At 42.4% G+C, this 16,952-nt stretch carries 18 protein-coding genes and 1 tRNA gene; 9 read left to right on the top strand and 10 right to left on the bottom strand.

What is annotated here, in order from left to right:
- Positions 1-15 precede the first annotated feature (15 nt).
- From B2746_RS13830 to B2746_RS13820, 3 genes are all read right to left on the bottom strand, one after another.
- Positions 16-849, bottom strand: a complete 834-nt coding sequence (locus B2746_RS13830; RefSeq protein WP_290795034.1) for a hypothetical protein — start codon at positions 847-849, stop codon at positions 16-18.
- A gap of 79 nt (positions 850-928) precedes the next feature.
- Positions 929-2,215 carry a hypothetical protein gene (locus B2746_RS13825; protein ID WP_290795032.1) on the bottom strand — a complete coding sequence of 429 codons (1,287 nt, stop codon included), beginning with the start codon at positions 2,213-2,215 and terminating at the stop codon, positions 929-931.
- Positions 2,190-2,801 carry an RNA polymerase sigma factor gene (locus tag B2746_RS13820; RefSeq protein WP_290795030.1) on the bottom strand — a complete coding sequence of 204 codons (612 nt, stop codon included), beginning with the start codon at positions 2,799-2,801 and terminating at the stop codon, positions 2,190-2,192. Before B2746_RS13820 ends, B2746_RS13825 begins: the two co-directional genes overlap by 26 nt.
- A gap of 169 nt (positions 2,802-2,970) precedes the next feature.
- Here B2746_RS13820 and B2746_RS13815 point away from each other — a divergent pair.
- Positions 2,971-3,042 (top strand) — tRNA-Arg (locus tag B2746_RS13815).
- Positions 3,043-3,677: 635 nt separating this feature from the next.
- Here the strand turns inward: B2746_RS13815 and B2746_RS13810 are convergent.
- The 3 genes from B2746_RS13810 to B2746_RS13800 all read right to left on the bottom strand — a co-directional run bounded on the left by B2746_RS13810 (position 3,678) and on the right by B2746_RS13800 (position 4,822).
- On the bottom strand, positions 3,678-3,809 hold the full coding sequence (locus B2746_RS13810; RefSeq protein WP_290795028.1) for a hypothetical protein: 132 nt from the start codon (positions 3,807-3,809) through the stop codon (positions 3,678-3,680).
- 113 nt (positions 3,810-3,922) lie between these two features.
- Positions 3,923-4,366 (bottom strand): NAD(+)--rifampin ADP-ribosyltransferase, encoded by a 444-nt coding sequence (gene arr / locus B2746_RS13805; RefSeq protein ID WP_290795026.1) that lies wholly within the window; start codon positions 4,364-4,366, stop codon positions 3,923-3,925.
- A 3-nt stretch (positions 4,367-4,369) separates the two neighbouring features.
- The gene (locus B2746_RS13800; protein ID WP_290795024.1) at positions 4,370-4,822 is read right to left on the bottom strand and encodes a MarR family winged helix-turn-helix transcriptional regulator; all 453 of its coding nucleotides are present in this window, start codon (positions 4,820-4,822) and stop codon (positions 4,370-4,372) included.
- 176 nt (positions 4,823-4,998) lie between these two features.
- Between B2746_RS13800 and B2746_RS13795 the strand changes: the two genes are divergently transcribed.
- From B2746_RS13795 to B2746_RS13765, 7 genes are all read left to right on the top strand, one after another.
- Entirely contained in the window at positions 4,999-5,448 is a 450-nt protein-coding gene (locus tag B2746_RS13795; RefSeq protein ID WP_290795023.1) for an SRPBCC family protein, read from the top strand.
- A gap of 74 nt (positions 5,449-5,522) precedes the next feature.
- Positions 5,523-6,401 (top strand): helix-turn-helix domain-containing protein, encoded by an 879-nt coding sequence (locus tag B2746_RS13790; protein WP_290795020.1) that lies wholly within the window; start codon positions 5,523-5,525, stop codon positions 6,399-6,401.
- An 83-nt stretch (positions 6,402-6,484) separates the two neighbouring features.
- The gene (locus tag B2746_RS13785) at positions 6,485-6,994 is read left to right on the top strand and encodes a DapH/DapD/GlmU-related protein (protein WP_290795017.1); all 510 of its coding nucleotides are present in this window, start codon (positions 6,485-6,487) and stop codon (positions 6,992-6,994) included.
- Positions 6,995-7,003: 9 nt separating this feature from the next.
- Positions 7,004-8,077 (top strand): NAD(P)-dependent alcohol dehydrogenase, encoded by a 1,074-nt coding sequence (locus B2746_RS13780; RefSeq protein ID WP_290795014.1) that lies wholly within the window; start codon positions 7,004-7,006, stop codon positions 8,075-8,077.
- A 41-nt stretch (positions 8,078-8,118) separates the two neighbouring features.
- On the top strand, positions 8,119-8,574 hold the full coding sequence (locus tag B2746_RS13775; protein ID WP_290795011.1) for a (2Fe-2S)-binding protein: 456 nt from the start codon (positions 8,119-8,121) through the stop codon (positions 8,572-8,574).
- Between the two features lie 26 nt (positions 8,575-8,600).
- Positions 8,601-10,895, top strand: a complete 2,295-nt coding sequence (locus B2746_RS13770) for a xanthine dehydrogenase family protein molybdopterin-binding subunit (protein WP_290795009.1) — start codon at positions 8,601-8,603, stop codon at positions 10,893-10,895.
- Positions 10,896-10,942: 47 nt separating this feature from the next.
- Positions 10,943-12,016, top strand: coding sequence for a 3-oxoacyl-ACP synthase III family protein (locus B2746_RS13765; protein WP_290795007.1), 1,074 nt, complete (start codon positions 10,943-10,945; stop codon positions 12,014-12,016).
- Here the strand turns inward: B2746_RS13765 and B2746_RS13760 are convergent.
- The 4 genes from B2746_RS13760 to B2746_RS13745 form a co-directional block, all read right to left on the bottom strand.
- Entirely contained in the window at positions 12,000-12,257 is a 258-nt protein-coding gene (locus B2746_RS13760; RefSeq protein ID WP_290795005.1) for a hypothetical protein, read from the bottom strand. The two genes, B2746_RS13765 and B2746_RS13760, sit on opposite strands and share 17 nt — an antisense overlap.
- Before the next feature lie 260 nt (positions 12,258-12,517).
- Positions 12,518-13,126: a flavodoxin gene (locus B2746_RS13755; protein ID WP_290795002.1), complete on the bottom strand. Its 609-nt coding sequence runs from the start codon at positions 13,124-13,126 to the stop codon at positions 12,518-12,520.
- Positions 13,127-13,144: 18 nt separating this feature from the next.
- Positions 13,145-14,128, bottom strand: a complete 984-nt coding sequence (locus B2746_RS13750) for an aldo/keto reductase (protein WP_290795001.1) — start codon at positions 14,126-14,128, stop codon at positions 13,145-13,147.
- A 114-nt stretch (positions 14,129-14,242) separates the two neighbouring features.
- Positions 14,243-15,139: a helix-turn-helix domain-containing protein gene (locus tag B2746_RS13745; protein ID WP_290794999.1), complete on the bottom strand. Its 897-nt coding sequence runs from the start codon at positions 15,137-15,139 to the stop codon at positions 14,243-14,245.
- 180 nt (positions 15,140-15,319) lie between these two features.
- Between B2746_RS13745 and B2746_RS13740 the strand changes: the two genes are divergently transcribed.
- On the top strand, positions 15,320-16,942 hold the full coding sequence (locus B2746_RS13740) for a carboxylesterase/lipase family protein (protein WP_290794997.1): 1,623 nt from the start codon (positions 15,320-15,322) through the stop codon (positions 16,940-16,942).
- The last annotated feature ends 10 nt before the right edge of the window (positions 16,943-16,952 follow it).

Below are 16,952 nucleotides of genomic sequence, written 5' to 3'. Positions count from 1 at the left end.
CCATATAAGATTCGTTTAATCACTGGTTCTGCCTCCTGCTGTAATCCAGTCGGTAATTATTTTTTTATCTGCAGCACCGAGTGCTGGTCCGCCTTTTGGCATAGCTTCCAGATCAACTGCCTGCGTTTTGATATTATTTTTCTTTTCAACAATGGCACAATCAGTTGCGAAACTGATACCGCTGGTTGGTGCACTACCGGTATGGCATCCACTGCATTTGGAATTGATTAAACCAACAACCGCTGTAAATAATGGCCCGTTTGCAACGGCATCCACAGTTATTGTTTTGGTGGTTTCGCACCCGGTTCCATCTTTCGCATATACGGTATAGTTACCGGCTTCCAGTTGGGTAAAACTATTGGACGCCTGATAGGTTCCGCTTGCATTTAACCTATAGGTAAACCCTGTACTACCGGAAGCGGTAACGGTGATGGTTCCTGTTTTCCCACATTTTTCAGAGGAACTGGCATCAGCCGTTACCGTAATTGTTTTTCCGGCACATGGATCACCATCGGCGACTGTAAAACTTCCGCTTCCTATACAACCATCTCCGTTTTTCGCGCGGATTGTATAGGCGCCGGCTGCCAGGTTGCTGAATGTACCTGAAGCCTGATAAGGACCGTTATTCAGACTATACGTAAACCCCGAGCTACCGGAAGCAGTAACAATTATGGAACCGGTTGTACTACCCGGACCGCCTGTATTGGTAACCGTTCCATTCACTGTTATGGTGATTGTTTCACAAGGGTTATCAGGTGAATCTGTTCCGCTTTTACTACAGGATAAAAAGAATAGAAGTGCCAGGCCAACGAAGGTCATTCGCCGGCAACTGAAGGTTGCTGTCAACATATTATAGGAGTTAGTGCGCGACGCGCAGTGTTTGATTAATTACCTAATCGTATATTGTTGATAAATGGTTGCCTCGGTTTTATTTTTTCTTCCAGAAAGAATACCGAAGTCCGGTGAATATACCAGCAGACCGTAATTTCACAGCACCCTCACCAACTCCGCTTGTTGGTAAATTAAAATAGGGCGCAATTAACCAATGCAGATTATCATTGATTTTTCTTTCATATCCAACACTTAAACCGAGCGCGGAAAACAATTCCAATGCATTGGTTCGATAGGTATAATAACCTTTGGCAGGCTGACCAAAGCGGGTATAATAATAATCGTAGGATTCTCTTTGCATGAGTGCAGCCTGGGTGCTCAGCATTCCAAAAAACTGCTGCTTTTTATTTTGTAAAAAACTATAGCGAACACTTACCGGAATTTCAAGAATGGCACAATCGGCATACACTTCTTTTATTTTGTAATTAGGATTGTCATAATAAGATCCTTTTTTGGGGGTGTACGCATCACCGGGCGCTTCATAGATTTTTCTTGTCTGAAGAATACCTGCCTGGATAGCCCATCGCTTATTGAGCTGCACGCCGATTCCACCACCGTATGCCAACTTATAATCAGATGCATGGTTTCGGTTGATGAATCCGCGATCTGCGGCGGCACCGGCATAGATATAGAACCTGAAATTAGTTTCTTGTTCTGGTTTGGATGAGTCGGAAATTTTTTGGTCAGGTTCTGCAGGATCAGGGACAGTTATAGTAACAGGCAGGGATATCCGATTCGTTTTCGGCATGCTGGGATAAAGAGATTTTTCTTCCAATAAAATCAAGTTTGATTCAGATTGATCTATTTGAAGATTTAGAATTACATTCTTATAAATATTTGCATTTTTTTCTTCTGGCTGCACCAATTTTTTCTTTCTGGTTGCAGAAGTACCTGATGATTGCTCCAGAAGGAGAGGATTGCCTGTTTTAATATCAGCTTTACTTAATTGAGTTTGCTTTTTATTTTTAAATGACTCTTTTTCAGACTCAGAATGTTCCTGAGGATTCAGCTTATTTGGAGCAATTCCAATTTCTAAATTTTTAACTAACTCAGCAGTTTTCTTATCCGTTGACAGCGTTTGAGAACTTAGCGAACCAGATGAATTCTCCGGCAAAAAATGCTGGTGTCCGGCCATAAATAAGAACAGGGGCAACCACCACCAGGCGAACCTGCGGCGCCGTTTCCGCTCTTCTTCATCGAGCAGCTGATTCATTTTCAACCAGGCATGGGGCGGCGCTGCCGGCTGCTCAGCATCGGCGGCTTCGCGGAAAAGATCATCCAGACCTTTGTCCCAATGGTTAAAGTCGAATTCTTTCTCGTTCATTTTTTTGGTTTCGGTTTAGTTCCTCTGCCAGCATTTTCTGTAGGTTGGCACGGGCTTTTGACAGGTTGGATTTGGAGCTGCCCACGCTGATTTTCAACATGGACGCGATTTCTTCATGGTTGTATCCGTCTATGACATAAAGATTGAAAACCAGTCCGTATGCCGGACTCAATCGCCGAATCATAGCCAGTAATTCCTTATGTGCGATGGAGGAGAGTCCGGTTGGCTCAACAACGGGCAGATGGGAATATTCTTCAGTTTCCGTGGGGATGGCGACCAGGCTCAGTTGTTTTTTCCGGAGATGATCAATGGCGGTATTGATAAATATCCGTCGGATCCAGGCTTTAAGGGATGCTTCATAGGAATCATAGCGAAGCTGGAAGCGTTCCATTTCCCTGAAAATCTTGACAAACCCATCGTTTACGACTTCCAGCACCTCTTCCTCTCTGCTGATATAGCGATGGCAAACTGCATAAGCATAGCCATAGAAATGCTCGTAAAAGCTCTTCTGGCTCTGGCGTTTGAGGGAAACGCATCCCTCTACCAGTTGCTTAAGCAGGTTGTCTGTGGGTGCCGTAATGTCCATGTCCTTCGGCCTATACGCAGTCCGGTTGCTCCGGGTTGCTTTACCAAAGGTATTTTTTTCTTCCTTCACCCGCCGGGTGGCACCCGACCGGTACCACCGGTCGGGTGCCACCCGGCGGGTGAAGATTGGAATTCCCGAAAAACCCGTAATATTGCACTCCTTTTAGGACGGCCTCGTAGTACAATGGATAGTATAAGAGTTTCCGAAGCTCCAGATCCAGGTTCGATTCCTGGCGAGGCCACAGGAAGAAGTGAAAGGTGAGAGGTGAAAAGTGATAAAAAAGAACCCCTGCGCGGATGAACCGGCAGGGGTTTTGTACGTCATTAGGATACTATTTCCGTTTCCACCCGGGCGGTTTCCTGTTCTATGCCGGGTATACTAATTTTCAATCGACCCTGTAATGAATAGCCATCAGCCTCCGATAAAACTAAATCCACTTCTGCATCAACAGTCGCTTCAACTGGCAGCTATGGCGTTGAAGCCTGCCTCACGATCTCTGATATCAAGCTGAACTGGTAACAGGTTTTTCACCATACTTTTCCTGCAGTTCATTCAGATCAGCAATTTTCCTGGCCGTGGCTGCAACGCTGTAACCTTTTTGCAAAAAGGCGTCTGCCCAGATCTTTCAAAACCCCTTCGAAGCCCCTGTAATTACTACTACTTTTGACATTTTTATAAATTTTATACGGTTATAATTATGACCATTCGGTCATTCTAAAGCAAAAAAAATCAACTCGTATTTTCCGAAATAATTTTTCCTATAAACCTCAGAATAATTTTCATTTTTGAAGGGTTTCCGGCTATGCGACAAATCATAATCCCACCTTCAATTAAAGCAAAAGAAACAACCAGTTCCTCCTTACTTTCGAAATTCTCCTATAAACTTCCTTTAGACAATTGGGTTGCTTCCATATTATCCAGCATGGAAGTAGCAGCAATTCTCTTTGTATTAAAGATGGGCGCTGATTGCTCAATTATAAATTGCTTTGTTTTATCACCTTTGGTCATACCCAGTTTGCTAATTCTAACGCAAAGAGATATATGACCAAACGGTCGTATAATTAAAGATTCCGGTGTTTTACTAATATTTAAACAAAACTAGTCAACTCCATTTATGAGAATTAATCCTCCAATACATCTTTTCCGGCTTCTTTCAGTTTCGCCAAACCTTCTTTCATTTGTTGCAGCTGCTCAGCCGTATGCCCCTGCCATTCTTTAAGTTCTCCGACTACCTCTACAGGAAATTTTGAACGGTAGGATTTTGAAGGATTACCCGGAAAGCGTTTATTGGTGAGATTCGGATCATCTTCATAAGTCCCTGTTGGCGCAACTATATAAATACGTCCTTTACCGTTTCCCACTGCAAGCTCTGCGCCCCATTTGGCTGACTCCAGGGTTTTGGAAAAGTAAACATGGTTGGCAATATGTCCATCTTTATAATTAGATGGATAGCCATTGCCAATAAAATCACCCGGTTTAAAAGCTGCCTTAGTACCGTGCAGAAACTGATTGTCCTCCAATTCAGGATTACCATTATCCCAATCAATAAATTTTTTAGTATTCATAGATTACTGGTTTACTGTAGTAAAAGTTTTAGTCATGAGGGCAATTGATTTTTCGAAAAACTTTTCAAGAACGATACATTCATTTTCAGAAAACTCTTTCAGTAATTTTTCTGTCTCTTCCTGAAACTTCCTGTAAAAAGGTTCCAATAATGACTGAATACGCTTCGAATTTGGAAGGATTATAACTTTTCTTCGATCCCTGGGATCATAGGTTCTCTTAACCAGCTTTAATGCCTCAAAACGGTCTATAAGTCCGGTTATTGCACCTGTTGTAAGACCAGTTAAAGCCGCCAACTCACCGGCTGTCATGGAACCATGTTTTATAAAAAATCCCAGGTATTTGTGATCCGTACTTGAAAATCCGGCATTTCTGGCAATAGCTTCATGCATCTGCAATGCCGAAAAAGCATATTGCTGGCTGAGTTTTCTCAGGTGAAGAACTTTGTCAGTTTCCATATTTACCTTAGCATGTATTTATCTTACCTGCTAAGATATATAATTTAAATACAGCTTTTACATTTTTATGGCAGAATTAGCCCGGTAAGCTGTCAGATCCACCCCCCATCCAGAAAATAATTCCTGCTCATCTTTGATTGGTCAATTACTTCTAATTATCTATCAAATCATTCACCATGTCTACTAATCAGGTTCAATTACACAGGGTATTTGCAGCTCCTGCAGAAAAAGTATTCAAAGCATTTACAAGTCCGGAAGCATACTCGGCCTGGCTGCCTCCTTATGGCTTTCTGGCAAAAATTCATCATATGGATTTTAAAACAGGCGGCACATATAAAATGTCCTTTATCAATTTCAGCACCGGAAATGGGCATTCATTTGGCGGCGAATATCTCGAGATCAGAACGAATGAATTCATAAAACATTCAGACCGCTTCGATGATCCCAATCTCCCCGGGGAAATGATCGTTACCATTCAATTCAGATCGGTTATCTGCGGAACTGAACTCACCATTGTACAGGCAGGAATCCCCAATGCTATTCCTGTAGAAATGTGTTACCTGGGTTGGCAGGAATCGCTGGATAAATTAAAAAGACTGGTGGAGCCCACTATTCCGGATGCCTAAGCGGGCACTTACAAATAAACCCCTTGCATGGAAATCATGCAAGGGGTTTTATTTGAATTTCTTAACTTTACCAAATGCTAAACAAGGCGGCACGACAGGTATCCGCTTACAACAACGAACTTCGCCTAAAGGGCTTCAATGCGTTCCAGATAGAAAGCGATGGGGCAGCCACCCGCATTTACAGCAGAAAAGATTTTTACAAAATATGTCTCACAACCGGCAAAAGTACCATTCATTACGCCGACCGAAGTTTTGAAGCCGAAGGCACCATTTTGTTTTTCGGCAACCCGCATATTCCCTATTCCTGGGAAACCATTTCCACCAGTTACATCGGCTATACCTGTCTGTTTTCTGAGGATTTTTTTAACTCCGTTAACCGTACAGAAAGCCTGCACCATTCTTCCCTGTTCAAAATTGGCGGCACACCTATCCTGATCATCAGCGAAGAACAAAGAATCTACCTGAACTCGATTTTCCAAAAGATGATTGAGGAACAAAATTCCGAATACGCCTATAAAGATGACCTGATAAGAAATTATGTACAACTTGTGCTACACGAAGCACTAAAAATGCAACCCGCTGAGCATTTTATACAGCATAACAATGCAGCTGCACGACTCACCGCCGTATTCCTTGAGTTATTGGAACGACAATTTCCCATCGAAAGCACAGACAGGCCACTTCAGTTAAAAACTGCACAGGATTATGCCATTAACCTGAATGTACACGTAAACTACCTAAACAGAGCTATAAAAGAGGTAACTGGCAAATCAACCACCACTCATATAACTGAACGTATTATCAGCGAGGCAAAGGCCCTCTTACTACATACCAATTGGAATATTACCGATATCGCCTATGCATTGGGATTTGATTACCCCACTTACTTTAATAATTTTTTCAAAAAACTTACCGGAACAAACCCCCGGTCCCTGCGAACTCAGGAAGTTTGATATTCTTAAGAATTGGTTTGATATTCGTTAGCCTGGACAGAACATCTCCCAATACCTTTGTACAGCCATCAAACCAAAAAGCAATGCAACATGCTGATCAGCAGAAAAAATACCGACCAGATATATTTGATCGAATGAAAGCAGGTGAATCAATTCATCTTACTGATCCGCAATATGATAAAGTGCAGGCCTTGATTAACCGGACCATTCAGCTGGATGATAGCACAACTGTATTTGTTCCATTCTATACCAATTTTGGCCGCTTTATCGAAATCGGTAAAAATGTATTTATCAATCATGCCTGTTCTTTTCTTGATATGGGCGGAATCACCCTTGAAGATTCGGTACTGATCGGACCGAAAGTGAGCCTGATTACTGAAAACCATCCACTGGATCCTGCTAACAGAAGAGCGTTGGTCTGCAAACCGATTCTGATTAAACAAAATGCCTGGATTGGCGCAGGTGCAACTATATTACCCGGTGTAACCATCGGCAAAAACGCTGTTGTAGCAGCCGGTGCGGTAGTTTCAAAAGACGTACCAGACAATACCGTTGTGGCAGGCATCCCGGCAAAACACATAAAAAATATTTAAACAATACACATGAGTACCTCATCAAGTTCCATTGCCAAACAGGTGCATGCATTTGGAAATACTGCAGCCACGCAACCACTCCAACAACTAAACATCAATCGGAGAAATCCCACTCCACATGATGTGGAAATTGAAATCCTGTTTTGCGGAGTATGTCACTCGGATCTTCATACAGCAAAAAATGAATGGCATAATACGGTTTATCCCTGTGTACCCGGACATGAAATTGTTGGCCGCATTGTAACTGTGGGAAATCACGTAAAAAAATTCAGGGTTGGAGACCTGGCTGCAGTAGGATGTATGGTGGACAGTTGCCGGGAATGCGATTATTGCAAAGAGGGATTGGAGCAATATTGTGAACCAGGCATGACCGGCACCTATAATGCACCGGACAAACACCTGAACACACACACTTTTGGAGGTTATTCCGAAAGCATTGTGGTAGACGAATCCTTTGTGTTGCGAGTACCGGAAAATCTCGATCCGGCAGCTACTGCACCCCTGCTCTGTGCCGGCATTACCACCTATTCACCATTGAAGCACTGGAATGTTGGCAAGGGTAAAAAAGTTGGCATCGTGGGTATCGGCGGACTCGGTCATATGGCCGTAAAGCTGGCCAAAGCAATGGGTGCAGAAGTTATTGTATTCACCACTTCTCCTTCCAAATTTGAAGATGCCAGGCGGCTCGGAGCAGATGATGTGGTATTATCAAAAGATGAAAAACAAATGCGCCGTTATGCCCGAAAACTCCATTTTGTGCTGGATGCCGTATCTGCGCAGCATGATATAAATGCGTATCTAAACCTGTTGCGGGTGGATGGCTCGCTGGCCTTAGTTGGTGCACCTGAACTACCACTCCCTGTTGCAGCTTTCAGCCTGATTCCCAAAAGAAGAAGTTTTGCCGGATCAATGATTGGAGGTATTGCCGAAACCCAGGAAATGCTGGACTTCTGTGGCCGGCACAACATTGTTTCAGATATCGAACTGATCAATATAGGGCAAATCAATGAAGCCTATGATCGATTATTAAAAGGCGATGTGAAGTATCGTTTTGTTATTGATATGGCTTCCATAAAAAAATAGACAGATTCCTGTATTTTAAATACATTTAGAAAACTCTTTTTATGGCCAACTATTCCATTCAGGTTAATGGTAAAACGCATGAAGTGGATGTCATGGACGATATGCCATTATTATGGGTCTTAAGAGACCTTATCGGTTTAACAGGCACCAAATTTGGTTGTGGGAAAGCTCTCTGTGGCGCCTGTACCGTGCACCTGAACGGCAATGCCATCCGATCCTGCAGCTACCCGGTTTCAGCGGTAAAAGACGGCAAAATAACCACCATTGAGGGCCTCAGTGAAAAGGGTGATCATCCCCTCCAGAAAGCCTGGGAAAAACATATCGTTCCGCAGTGTGGTTATTGTCAAACCGGTCAGATTATGAATGCCGCTTCCTTATTGAACAGAAATCCCACTCCTACAGAGGCCGAAATAGAACAGGCCATGGAAGGAAATCTTTGTCGCTGTGGCACCTATAACAGAATCAGGGCTGCCATCCTTGAAGTTGCATCCAAATAATCTGGTCATCAACTAAAGCCATTACCATGCGGAACTCCAACCCAATTCAGCAACAGGAAACCGAAGTAAAATCAGAAATATTCAACGCTTCCCGCAGAGATTTTTTAAAGCTCGGCAGCATTCTTTCGGGAGGATTGTTATTGGGCGTAAGTTTTTTCAGCTGCGATGATAAAGGGAATAAAACAACCAGTTTTGCGCCCAATGTTTATCTGCGTATTTCATCAACCGGAGAAATCACCATCATCGCCCATCGCTCTGAAATGGGACAGGGAATCAGAACTTCCCTTCCGCTTATTATTGCAGATGAATTGGGTGCCGACTGGACCAAGGTAAAAATTGAACAGGCGGAAGGAGATGAAAAGAAATACGGCGATCAGAATACAGACGGCTCTTATTCTGTTCGGATGTTTTATAAACCCATGCGGGAAGCCGGTGCCACTGCAAAACTGCTACTGATGCAGGCTGCCGCAGCTGAATGGAAACTTCCAATCGAAGAATGTGATACGGAAAATGGCCAGGTTGTTCATAAAAGCTCTGGCAAAAAAATCGGATTTGGCGAGCTTGCCGATGCTGCCAGCAAACTTCCGGTTCCAGGTGCGGATAAACTCAAACTAAAAGAAAGCAGTCAGTTTACTATGATTGGGAAAGCCACTCCCATCGTTGACCTGCATGAAATCGTAACCGGCACTGCGGTATTTGGAATCGATGCAAAAATCGAAGGAATGAAAATTGCCGTTATAAAAAGAAGTCCGGTTGTGGGCGGCTCCATCAAATCCTTTAATGATCAAAAATCGCGTGCAGTTCCGGGTGTTGTAAATGTAATCGCCATAAAAGGCGCCACACTTCCAGCAACGTTGAAAACGCCTCAAAATGGTGTGGCAGTTATAGCTGACAATACCTGGGCAGCCATAAAAGGGCGGGAAGCACTGGAAGTGGAATGGGACCTGGGACCGAATGCCAGTTATGATTCAGCCAAACAAATTGCTGAATTAACTGAAACCATTAAAGGCAAAGGAACCACAAGAAGAAACAGAGGCGATTTTGATTCCGCCAGGGCAGGTGCGAAAAAAATAATCGAACATACCTATATCGCCCCCTATCTGGCACATGCTACACTGGAAGCCCCTACTGCATTGGCAATTGTCAAAGACGGCAAATGCGAGGTGTGGGCCTGCACACAAAATCCGCAGGGTGCCCGAAATGTACTGGCAGATGCATTGGGAATTTCAGCGGATAATATAAAAGTTAATGTAACCTTACTCGGCGGTGGATTTGGACGAAAATCAAAACCCGATTTCATTGTGGAAGCGGCGCTGCTGGCAAAGGAAGCAGGTCATCCGGTGAAAGTTATCTGGACCCGGGAAGATGATATCCAGCACGATTATTACCATGCATTGAGTGTGCAAAGAATAGTGGCTACAATTGATAAGCAAAATAACTTAAGCGGATGGAATCATCATATTGCCAATCCATCTATTTCTGCAACGGATGACAATAAGGTAGTTCAACCCAGTGATGGTGAATTAATGCTGGGGGCCTCTGATTTTCCTTACAATGTTCCGGCCATCAAACTTGAAACACATGATGCCACAGCACATCTTCGGATTGGCTGGCTGCGGTCGGTACGCAATATTCCGCAGGCATTTGCCATATCCACGATGCTGGATGAAATTGCAGAAGCCAGGGGAATTGATCCGATTGAACAATCTTTAGCCCTTTTGGGAGAAGATAGAAATATCAGTTTCGCAGAAGAGCTGGTTAATACCACCTACCCCAATTATGGAGAAGATATTGCCAACTATCCCTGGGAAACCAGTCGTATGAAGGCCGTAATACAACGGGTAGCCAAAGAGGCCGGCTGGGGTAAAGACCTTCCCAAAGGCAGTGCATTGGGGTTTGCAGCGCATAAATCCTTTCTAACCTATGTTGCCTGCATTGTGGAGGTAACAGTAGATGCCGATAACAAGCTATCGATTCCCAGTGTACATTATGCGGTGGATTGCGGAACGGCGGTGAATATTGACCGTATAAAATCACAGTTTGAGGGCGGTGCACAATTTTCTGCCAGCCTGGCTTTAAAAAGTGAAATAACGGTAAAAAACGGCCAGGTGGAACAATCCAATTTTGATGGATACAAAATCATCCGGATGTCTGAATCGCCGAAGGAAATCCATGTACATATAATGCAAAGTGATGCTAAACCTACGGGTGTTGGGGAACCGCCGGTTCCTCCTTTTACACCGGCCCTTTGCAATGCGATTTATAAAGCAACGGGAAAACGGATCTATAAACTACCTTTGGAAGTGGGAAATGGGAAGTGAGAAGTTGGAAGTTGGAAGTGGAAGTTAAAAAGTGAATTCGAACCTATATGACTGGAATCAGATCTGTTATTGCTGCTACTGGAAGTTGTTTGCCTGAAATTAGAGTAAGGAACAGCGACTTTATAAACCATCAATTTTTACAAAAAGACGGTTCGGTTGTACCGGGCACCATTCAACGAAATATTGAAAAATTCAGGGAAATAACCGGCATTGAAGAACGCCGTTATGCCAGGAATGACCAAACAGCCTCTGATCTTGCCTATCTGGCTGCCATAGACGCATTGGAAACAGGTAAAATTGACAAAGAAAGTATCGACTATATAATAGTTGCGCACAATTTTGGGGATGTCACCTTTGACTCGAACCGGGTCAATATTGTACCCTCTTTAGCCTCCATGGTTAAATACAAACTTCAGATCAACAATCCGCATTGTATTGCCTACGATCTTGTATTTGGATGTCCCGGTTGGATTCAGGGGGTTATCCAGGCCGATTATTTTATCCGATCCGGTGATGCAAAAAGGTGCCTGATTATTGGCACAGAAACTTTATCAAGAGTAATAGATCAGAATGACCGGGACTCCATGATTTATGCAGATGGTGCCGGCGCTGTTATAATGGATGCAGCCCCCCATTCAGAGCAAGGTATCATTGCGCATGGCGCCCAAACTTTTGCCAGCGAGCATGCGCTCCTACTAACAATGGCAGCTTCCTATAATGCCGACTGCACCACCAATAATGCCTATCTCAAAATGAACGGAAGGGCATTGTATGAGTTTGCCCTGAGTTATGTTCCGGTAGTTATTAAAGAAACCATTGATAAAGCCGGTGTGCCAATCACCGAAATAAAAAAAATATTGATCCATCAGGCAAATGAAAAGATGGATATAGCCATACTTAAACGGCTTTATAAGCTCTACGATATCGACCTGGAAGACTACTCCATTATGCCCATGACAATAGCCTACCTGGGCAACAGTTCAGTTGCAACGATTCCTACCTTATTGGACCTGATTTTGAAAAACAAGGTAGAAAATCAGCAAGTATTACCAGGCGACAAAGTGGTCTTTGCATCGGTTGGCGCTGGCATGAATATCAATGCCTTTATTTATCAGTTTTAATCAAGTGACTGATTGGAATTTCATCCAGATAGGGCACCAATTGTCGGGTATTTTGAAAAGCGATGTACTGCATAACATCCTTACTTTTGTTGCAGCAGTAGATTTCAACATAATACTCCTGTAACTGAAAAAGAAAAACCACCTGATCTTCAATAATCCGTTTTGCAAGTACTACTCCTTTCTTCAAAACGGTTGATCTTTTCTGATCTTCATTCAATGCGATAAATTCTGATAGTTTCATAAATGCTGAATTTTTTAAATTATAAATGCGCAATTACTAAAACTTACCGGTGACTGGCTTATCAGAATGCCACCAGCGAACAATAATCAATGAACTAAAGAGGCTGATGAATTAACAAAAACGAGGCTAAAAAAATTTGCCGGAGGCGGCTTGGAAAGAATTCAAATATAATAATGATTCTGTAAAAAACAAATTAGACCAGTATATTTTGCTAATAAACTAATTACCAAGGAAATAAGTGAGCATTGGAAGCTGATATATTAGTTATATATGCCTAAGCTCAATAACCAACTCCTGATGACAGAAGCAACATCCTCTTTCTTTTTCCCTCGCATTACAAAAAACCTACCTTCTTTTTCTTTTCCGCCCTCAAATGAGATCGGTTTTAGAATTCGACTATCCGGACAATATTTATTAATGGTTTCTATACTGTTCCCCATTCCATAAACAGCATGCGTATTAAAGGGTACAATTGTTTTACCCGCAAAGCTATTCTGGTTCAGAAAACTTTTAATAGGCGGTGGTAATTGCATTCCCCAGGTAGGAAAACCAATAAATACAATATTGTATTTATCAATGCTGTCAATTTTAGTTTTAAGTACCGGCAAATAACCTGTTTCATTTTCTTTACTCACCTGCGCTACTATTTGCTGATAATTTTCCGGATAAGGAGTAACCAACTCTAACTCCACCAATTTTCCACCGGTTTCCTGATGAATAAGTTGCGCTACAGCTTGAGTATTTTTTGTTCGTGATAAATAAACAATAAGGATATTTTTGGAATCTTTTTTAAGCTGAGCTGTTACAGAAGAAAAAGGAAACATAAATAAGCTTATTGTTACCATCAGTATTCCGGTAAAATTTATCATAACCACTAATTAATTAAATTATTTTCCTACTCTCTCCTGCAAATGTTGCGGATACCTGGCTCCATGAATTTCAATAATCGCAGCAGCAGTTTCAATTTTTGAAAGATCTTCTTTACTCAACTCAACTGCAACAGCGCCTGCGTTTTCCTGCAAACGATGCATTTTAGTAGTGCCGGGTATTGGTACAATCCAGGGTTTTTGTGCTAATAACCAGGCCAGAGATATTTGAGCAGGGGTGGCATTTTTTTCAACTGCAATATTCTTAACCAAATCAACCAATGCCTGGTTGGATTTCCTGTTTTTTTCTGAAAAACGCGGCACTATATTCCGGAAATCATTTTTATCAAACTCAGTTGCTTCATTAATTGTTCCCGTAAGAAATCCTTTACCTAATGGACTGAATGGTACAAATCCAATTCCTAATTCTTCCATAAGCGGTAGGATTTCTTTCTCAGGTTCACGCCACCACAATGAATATTCACTTTGTAAGACTGCCACCGGTTGCACGGCATGCGCCTGACGTATACGCTCAACACCTGCTTCACTTAATCCGAAATGCCTGACTTTCCCTTCCTTTATCAGATCTCCTACCGTACCAGCCACCTCTTCCATAGGAATTGAAGGATCGACCCTATGTTGATAAAACAAATCAATCACATCCACATTCAGTTGTTTCAGAGAAGCTTCAGCAACAGCCCTGATTCTCGCAGGGCTACTGTCAACACCTTTTGAAGCATCTCCATTTTGAAAGCCAAATTTTGTAGCAATCACTACCTTATCTCTAAATGATTTTACAGCTTTTTCCAATACAGCTTCGTTTGCACCTTGTGAATAGGCTTCTGCCGAATCGAAAAAAATTATACCCAGCTCATATGCTTTTTGGATTAGGGCAATTGCATCGGCTTCATTGGCAGGGGGGCCGTATCCAAATGTTAGCCCCATGCAACCCAATCCCAATTCAGAAACTTCAATCCCGCTTCTGCCCAGTATTCTTGTTTTCATATAATTATCTTTTTTTGACATCAATTTATTTATTCAACAAAATTGACATCAAAAAAATTAGGCTACGTATACAAATCACCTGAACTTATACCATTATTACAGAAATGAAAAAGCTCAATTTAGATTTCGATAATCCTGTGGAGACTGACCAACTCTTTGTTTGAATAAACGGCTGAAATGCTGCGGGTATTTAAACCCCAGCTCATAGGCTATTTCACTTACTGATTTGCTCTTGTCAAAAATCAGTTCTTTAGCAACATCAATAATTCTGGATTGGATGTATTCCTGCGCAGATGTTCCCGTTTCTTTTTTGATCAGGTCACCAAAATAACCCGGAGATAAATTTAATTCGCCGGCACACCAGGTTACGGATGGCAATCCGATTGTTTCAGGTTTATCAGAATTAAAATATTCATTTAACAAAACCTCAAATTTTTCCAATATTCCTTTATGAACATTTTCACGAGTGATAAATTGCCTTTCGTAAAAACGTGCACAATAATTCAAAAACAGTTCAATATTGGATACTATCAGCTTCTTGCTATGCTTATCGATTGCACGCTCCAGTTCATATTCAATTTTAGAAAAACAGTCCAGCACAATTTTGCGTTCCCGTTCTGATAAATGAAGTGCCTCATTCGACTGATAACTAAAAAAACTATATTCCTGCATATGCTTGCCCAAAGCAGTGCCGGGAAGCAGATCCTGATGAAATATCAATGCATATCCTTTAGGCTGATAGGTTTCTCCATTGCTATTGACTCCAGCTACCTGTCCCGGTGCCAGAAATACCAGGGTGCCTTCCTGATAATCATAATTATGCTTCCCGTACACCAGATCGCCGCATTTTACGTCTTTTAGAAAAACAGTGTAAAAACCAAAATACATGCGTGAGCCCTGCCTTGGACTCGCTTTGGAAAGATCAACCACGCTCACCAGCGGATGAAGTGTTTCATTATTGTTAAAGCTGTTGTAATCATTAATGGACTCAAAACGTCGGATATTTTCCATGCTGCTGCATTTTATACTTAAAATTACTGTTTTACACCAGTTTTAGGGAGGCTAGGGCTGCTATCAGCGATATTGGTAGGTAAAACAGGAATCTGTATAACTATCAGGTAATTTTTAAAGTGGATCTTAGAAATTGGAATTTGTGTGATCAGATATGAATGAAAGAAAGGAACCATCATCATGAAAGATATCATTATTACAGCAGCACTCATATTGAACTGCTTTACTCTGGCTGAAACACAGGCACAAAATTCCACCATTGCCTCACCAACAATCAAAACAGCATCAGGTATTGTACGTGGTACAACCGAAGGAACTGTATCCAGTTTTAAAGGAATCCCCTATGCTGCACCACCAACAGGCCAATACCGGTGGCGGCCACCGCAGCCTGCTGTACCATGGAAGGGCATTCGGGAAGCAAATAAATACTGTGCCGATTGCGCGCAGGCGGCATTTCCCAGAAATGGAGCTGATTCAATTTCACCATCCTCCTCAGAAGATTGTCTGTTTCTGAATGTCTGGAAGCCTGCAATTGCCAAAGAAAATGCCAGACTGCCAGTGATGGTCTGGATACATGGTGGCGCTTTTGTATTTGGAAGCGGAGCAATGAATGATTTTTCAGGTGCTTCTTTTATAGATAATGGCGTTATTCTGGTGAGTATCAATTATCGATTAGGCAGACTGGGCTTTTTCGCATTTCCAGCCCTTAGCAAAGAATATCAGGACGAGCCCAAAGGCAGTTATGCCTATATGGATCAGATAGCCGCCCTGCAATGGATTCAAAAGAACATAGCAGCATTCGGCGGAGACCCTGGTAATATCACCATTTTTGGAGAATCTGCAGGTGGTGTTTCCGTGCACTCCCTGATTACAATTCCATCCGCTAAAGGACTCTTTCATAAAGCTATTATTGAATCAGGTGGAGGGCGTGATGGCGTACTTACCGGCAGGCCAATACGCAAGGAAAATTCCGATCCTTATTATCCGGTTTCAGCTGAAACAATTGGGGTGAATTTTGCCCGAAAACATGGAATAACCGGAACTGATGCAGCAGCACTGGCAAGGCTTCGATCGATGACTGTTGCGCAAATTATTGATGCAGGACTGGAAAGTATCGGGCCTGGTGGTGCGGCAATTTATTCGGGTCCGATTCTTGATGGAAAATTAGTGACAGAAACTGCCCAAACTACTTATAATGCAGGCAGGCAACCCAAGGTTCCGATAATTATCGGATCAAATAGTGCGGAAGTTCCGGCAGGATTTGTGAATGCCCGTTCAAAAGAGGAACTGTTGAACCTGTTTGGTAACTTTAAAGAAGAAGCAAAACAGGTTTATAGAAGAAACGACAGTCTGGAATTTCCCTGGATGCTGGCGATGGTTAACACCGATAAAGTATGGGCAGAACCAGCACGTTTTACCGCAACATCTTTTACCGCCATCGGAGCACCTGCATTTATTTATCTGTTTTCCTATGTATCACCATCCATGCAACAAAGAATGCGTTTCGGCGCTGCTCACGCTTCAGAAATACCCTATGTATTTGATAATCTGATAAGCAGAAACGGAAGTTCAGTTGCACCCGAAGATCAGAAAATGGCAAAACTGATGAATAGGTACTGGACAAATTTTGCTAAAACTGGAAATCCGAATGAAGCTGGTTTGCCCAATTGGCCGCTACACGATCCGAAAAAAAATGACCTACTTGAATTTCGGAATGATGGTGCTGCAGTTGGAGGTCCGGATCCTAAGAAAGAAAGATTAGATTTAATTGAAAAAGCTGTCACAACAGGTTCCTTAAAATAAAATGCAGAAC

Origin of the sequence: Flavihumibacter sp. UBA7668 (assembly GCF_002483205.1) — a bacterium.
GTDB lineage: Bacteria > Bacteroidota > Bacteroidia > Chitinophagales > Chitinophagaceae > Flavihumibacter.
This window is presented reverse-complemented; position numbering and strand designations above follow the sequence as displayed.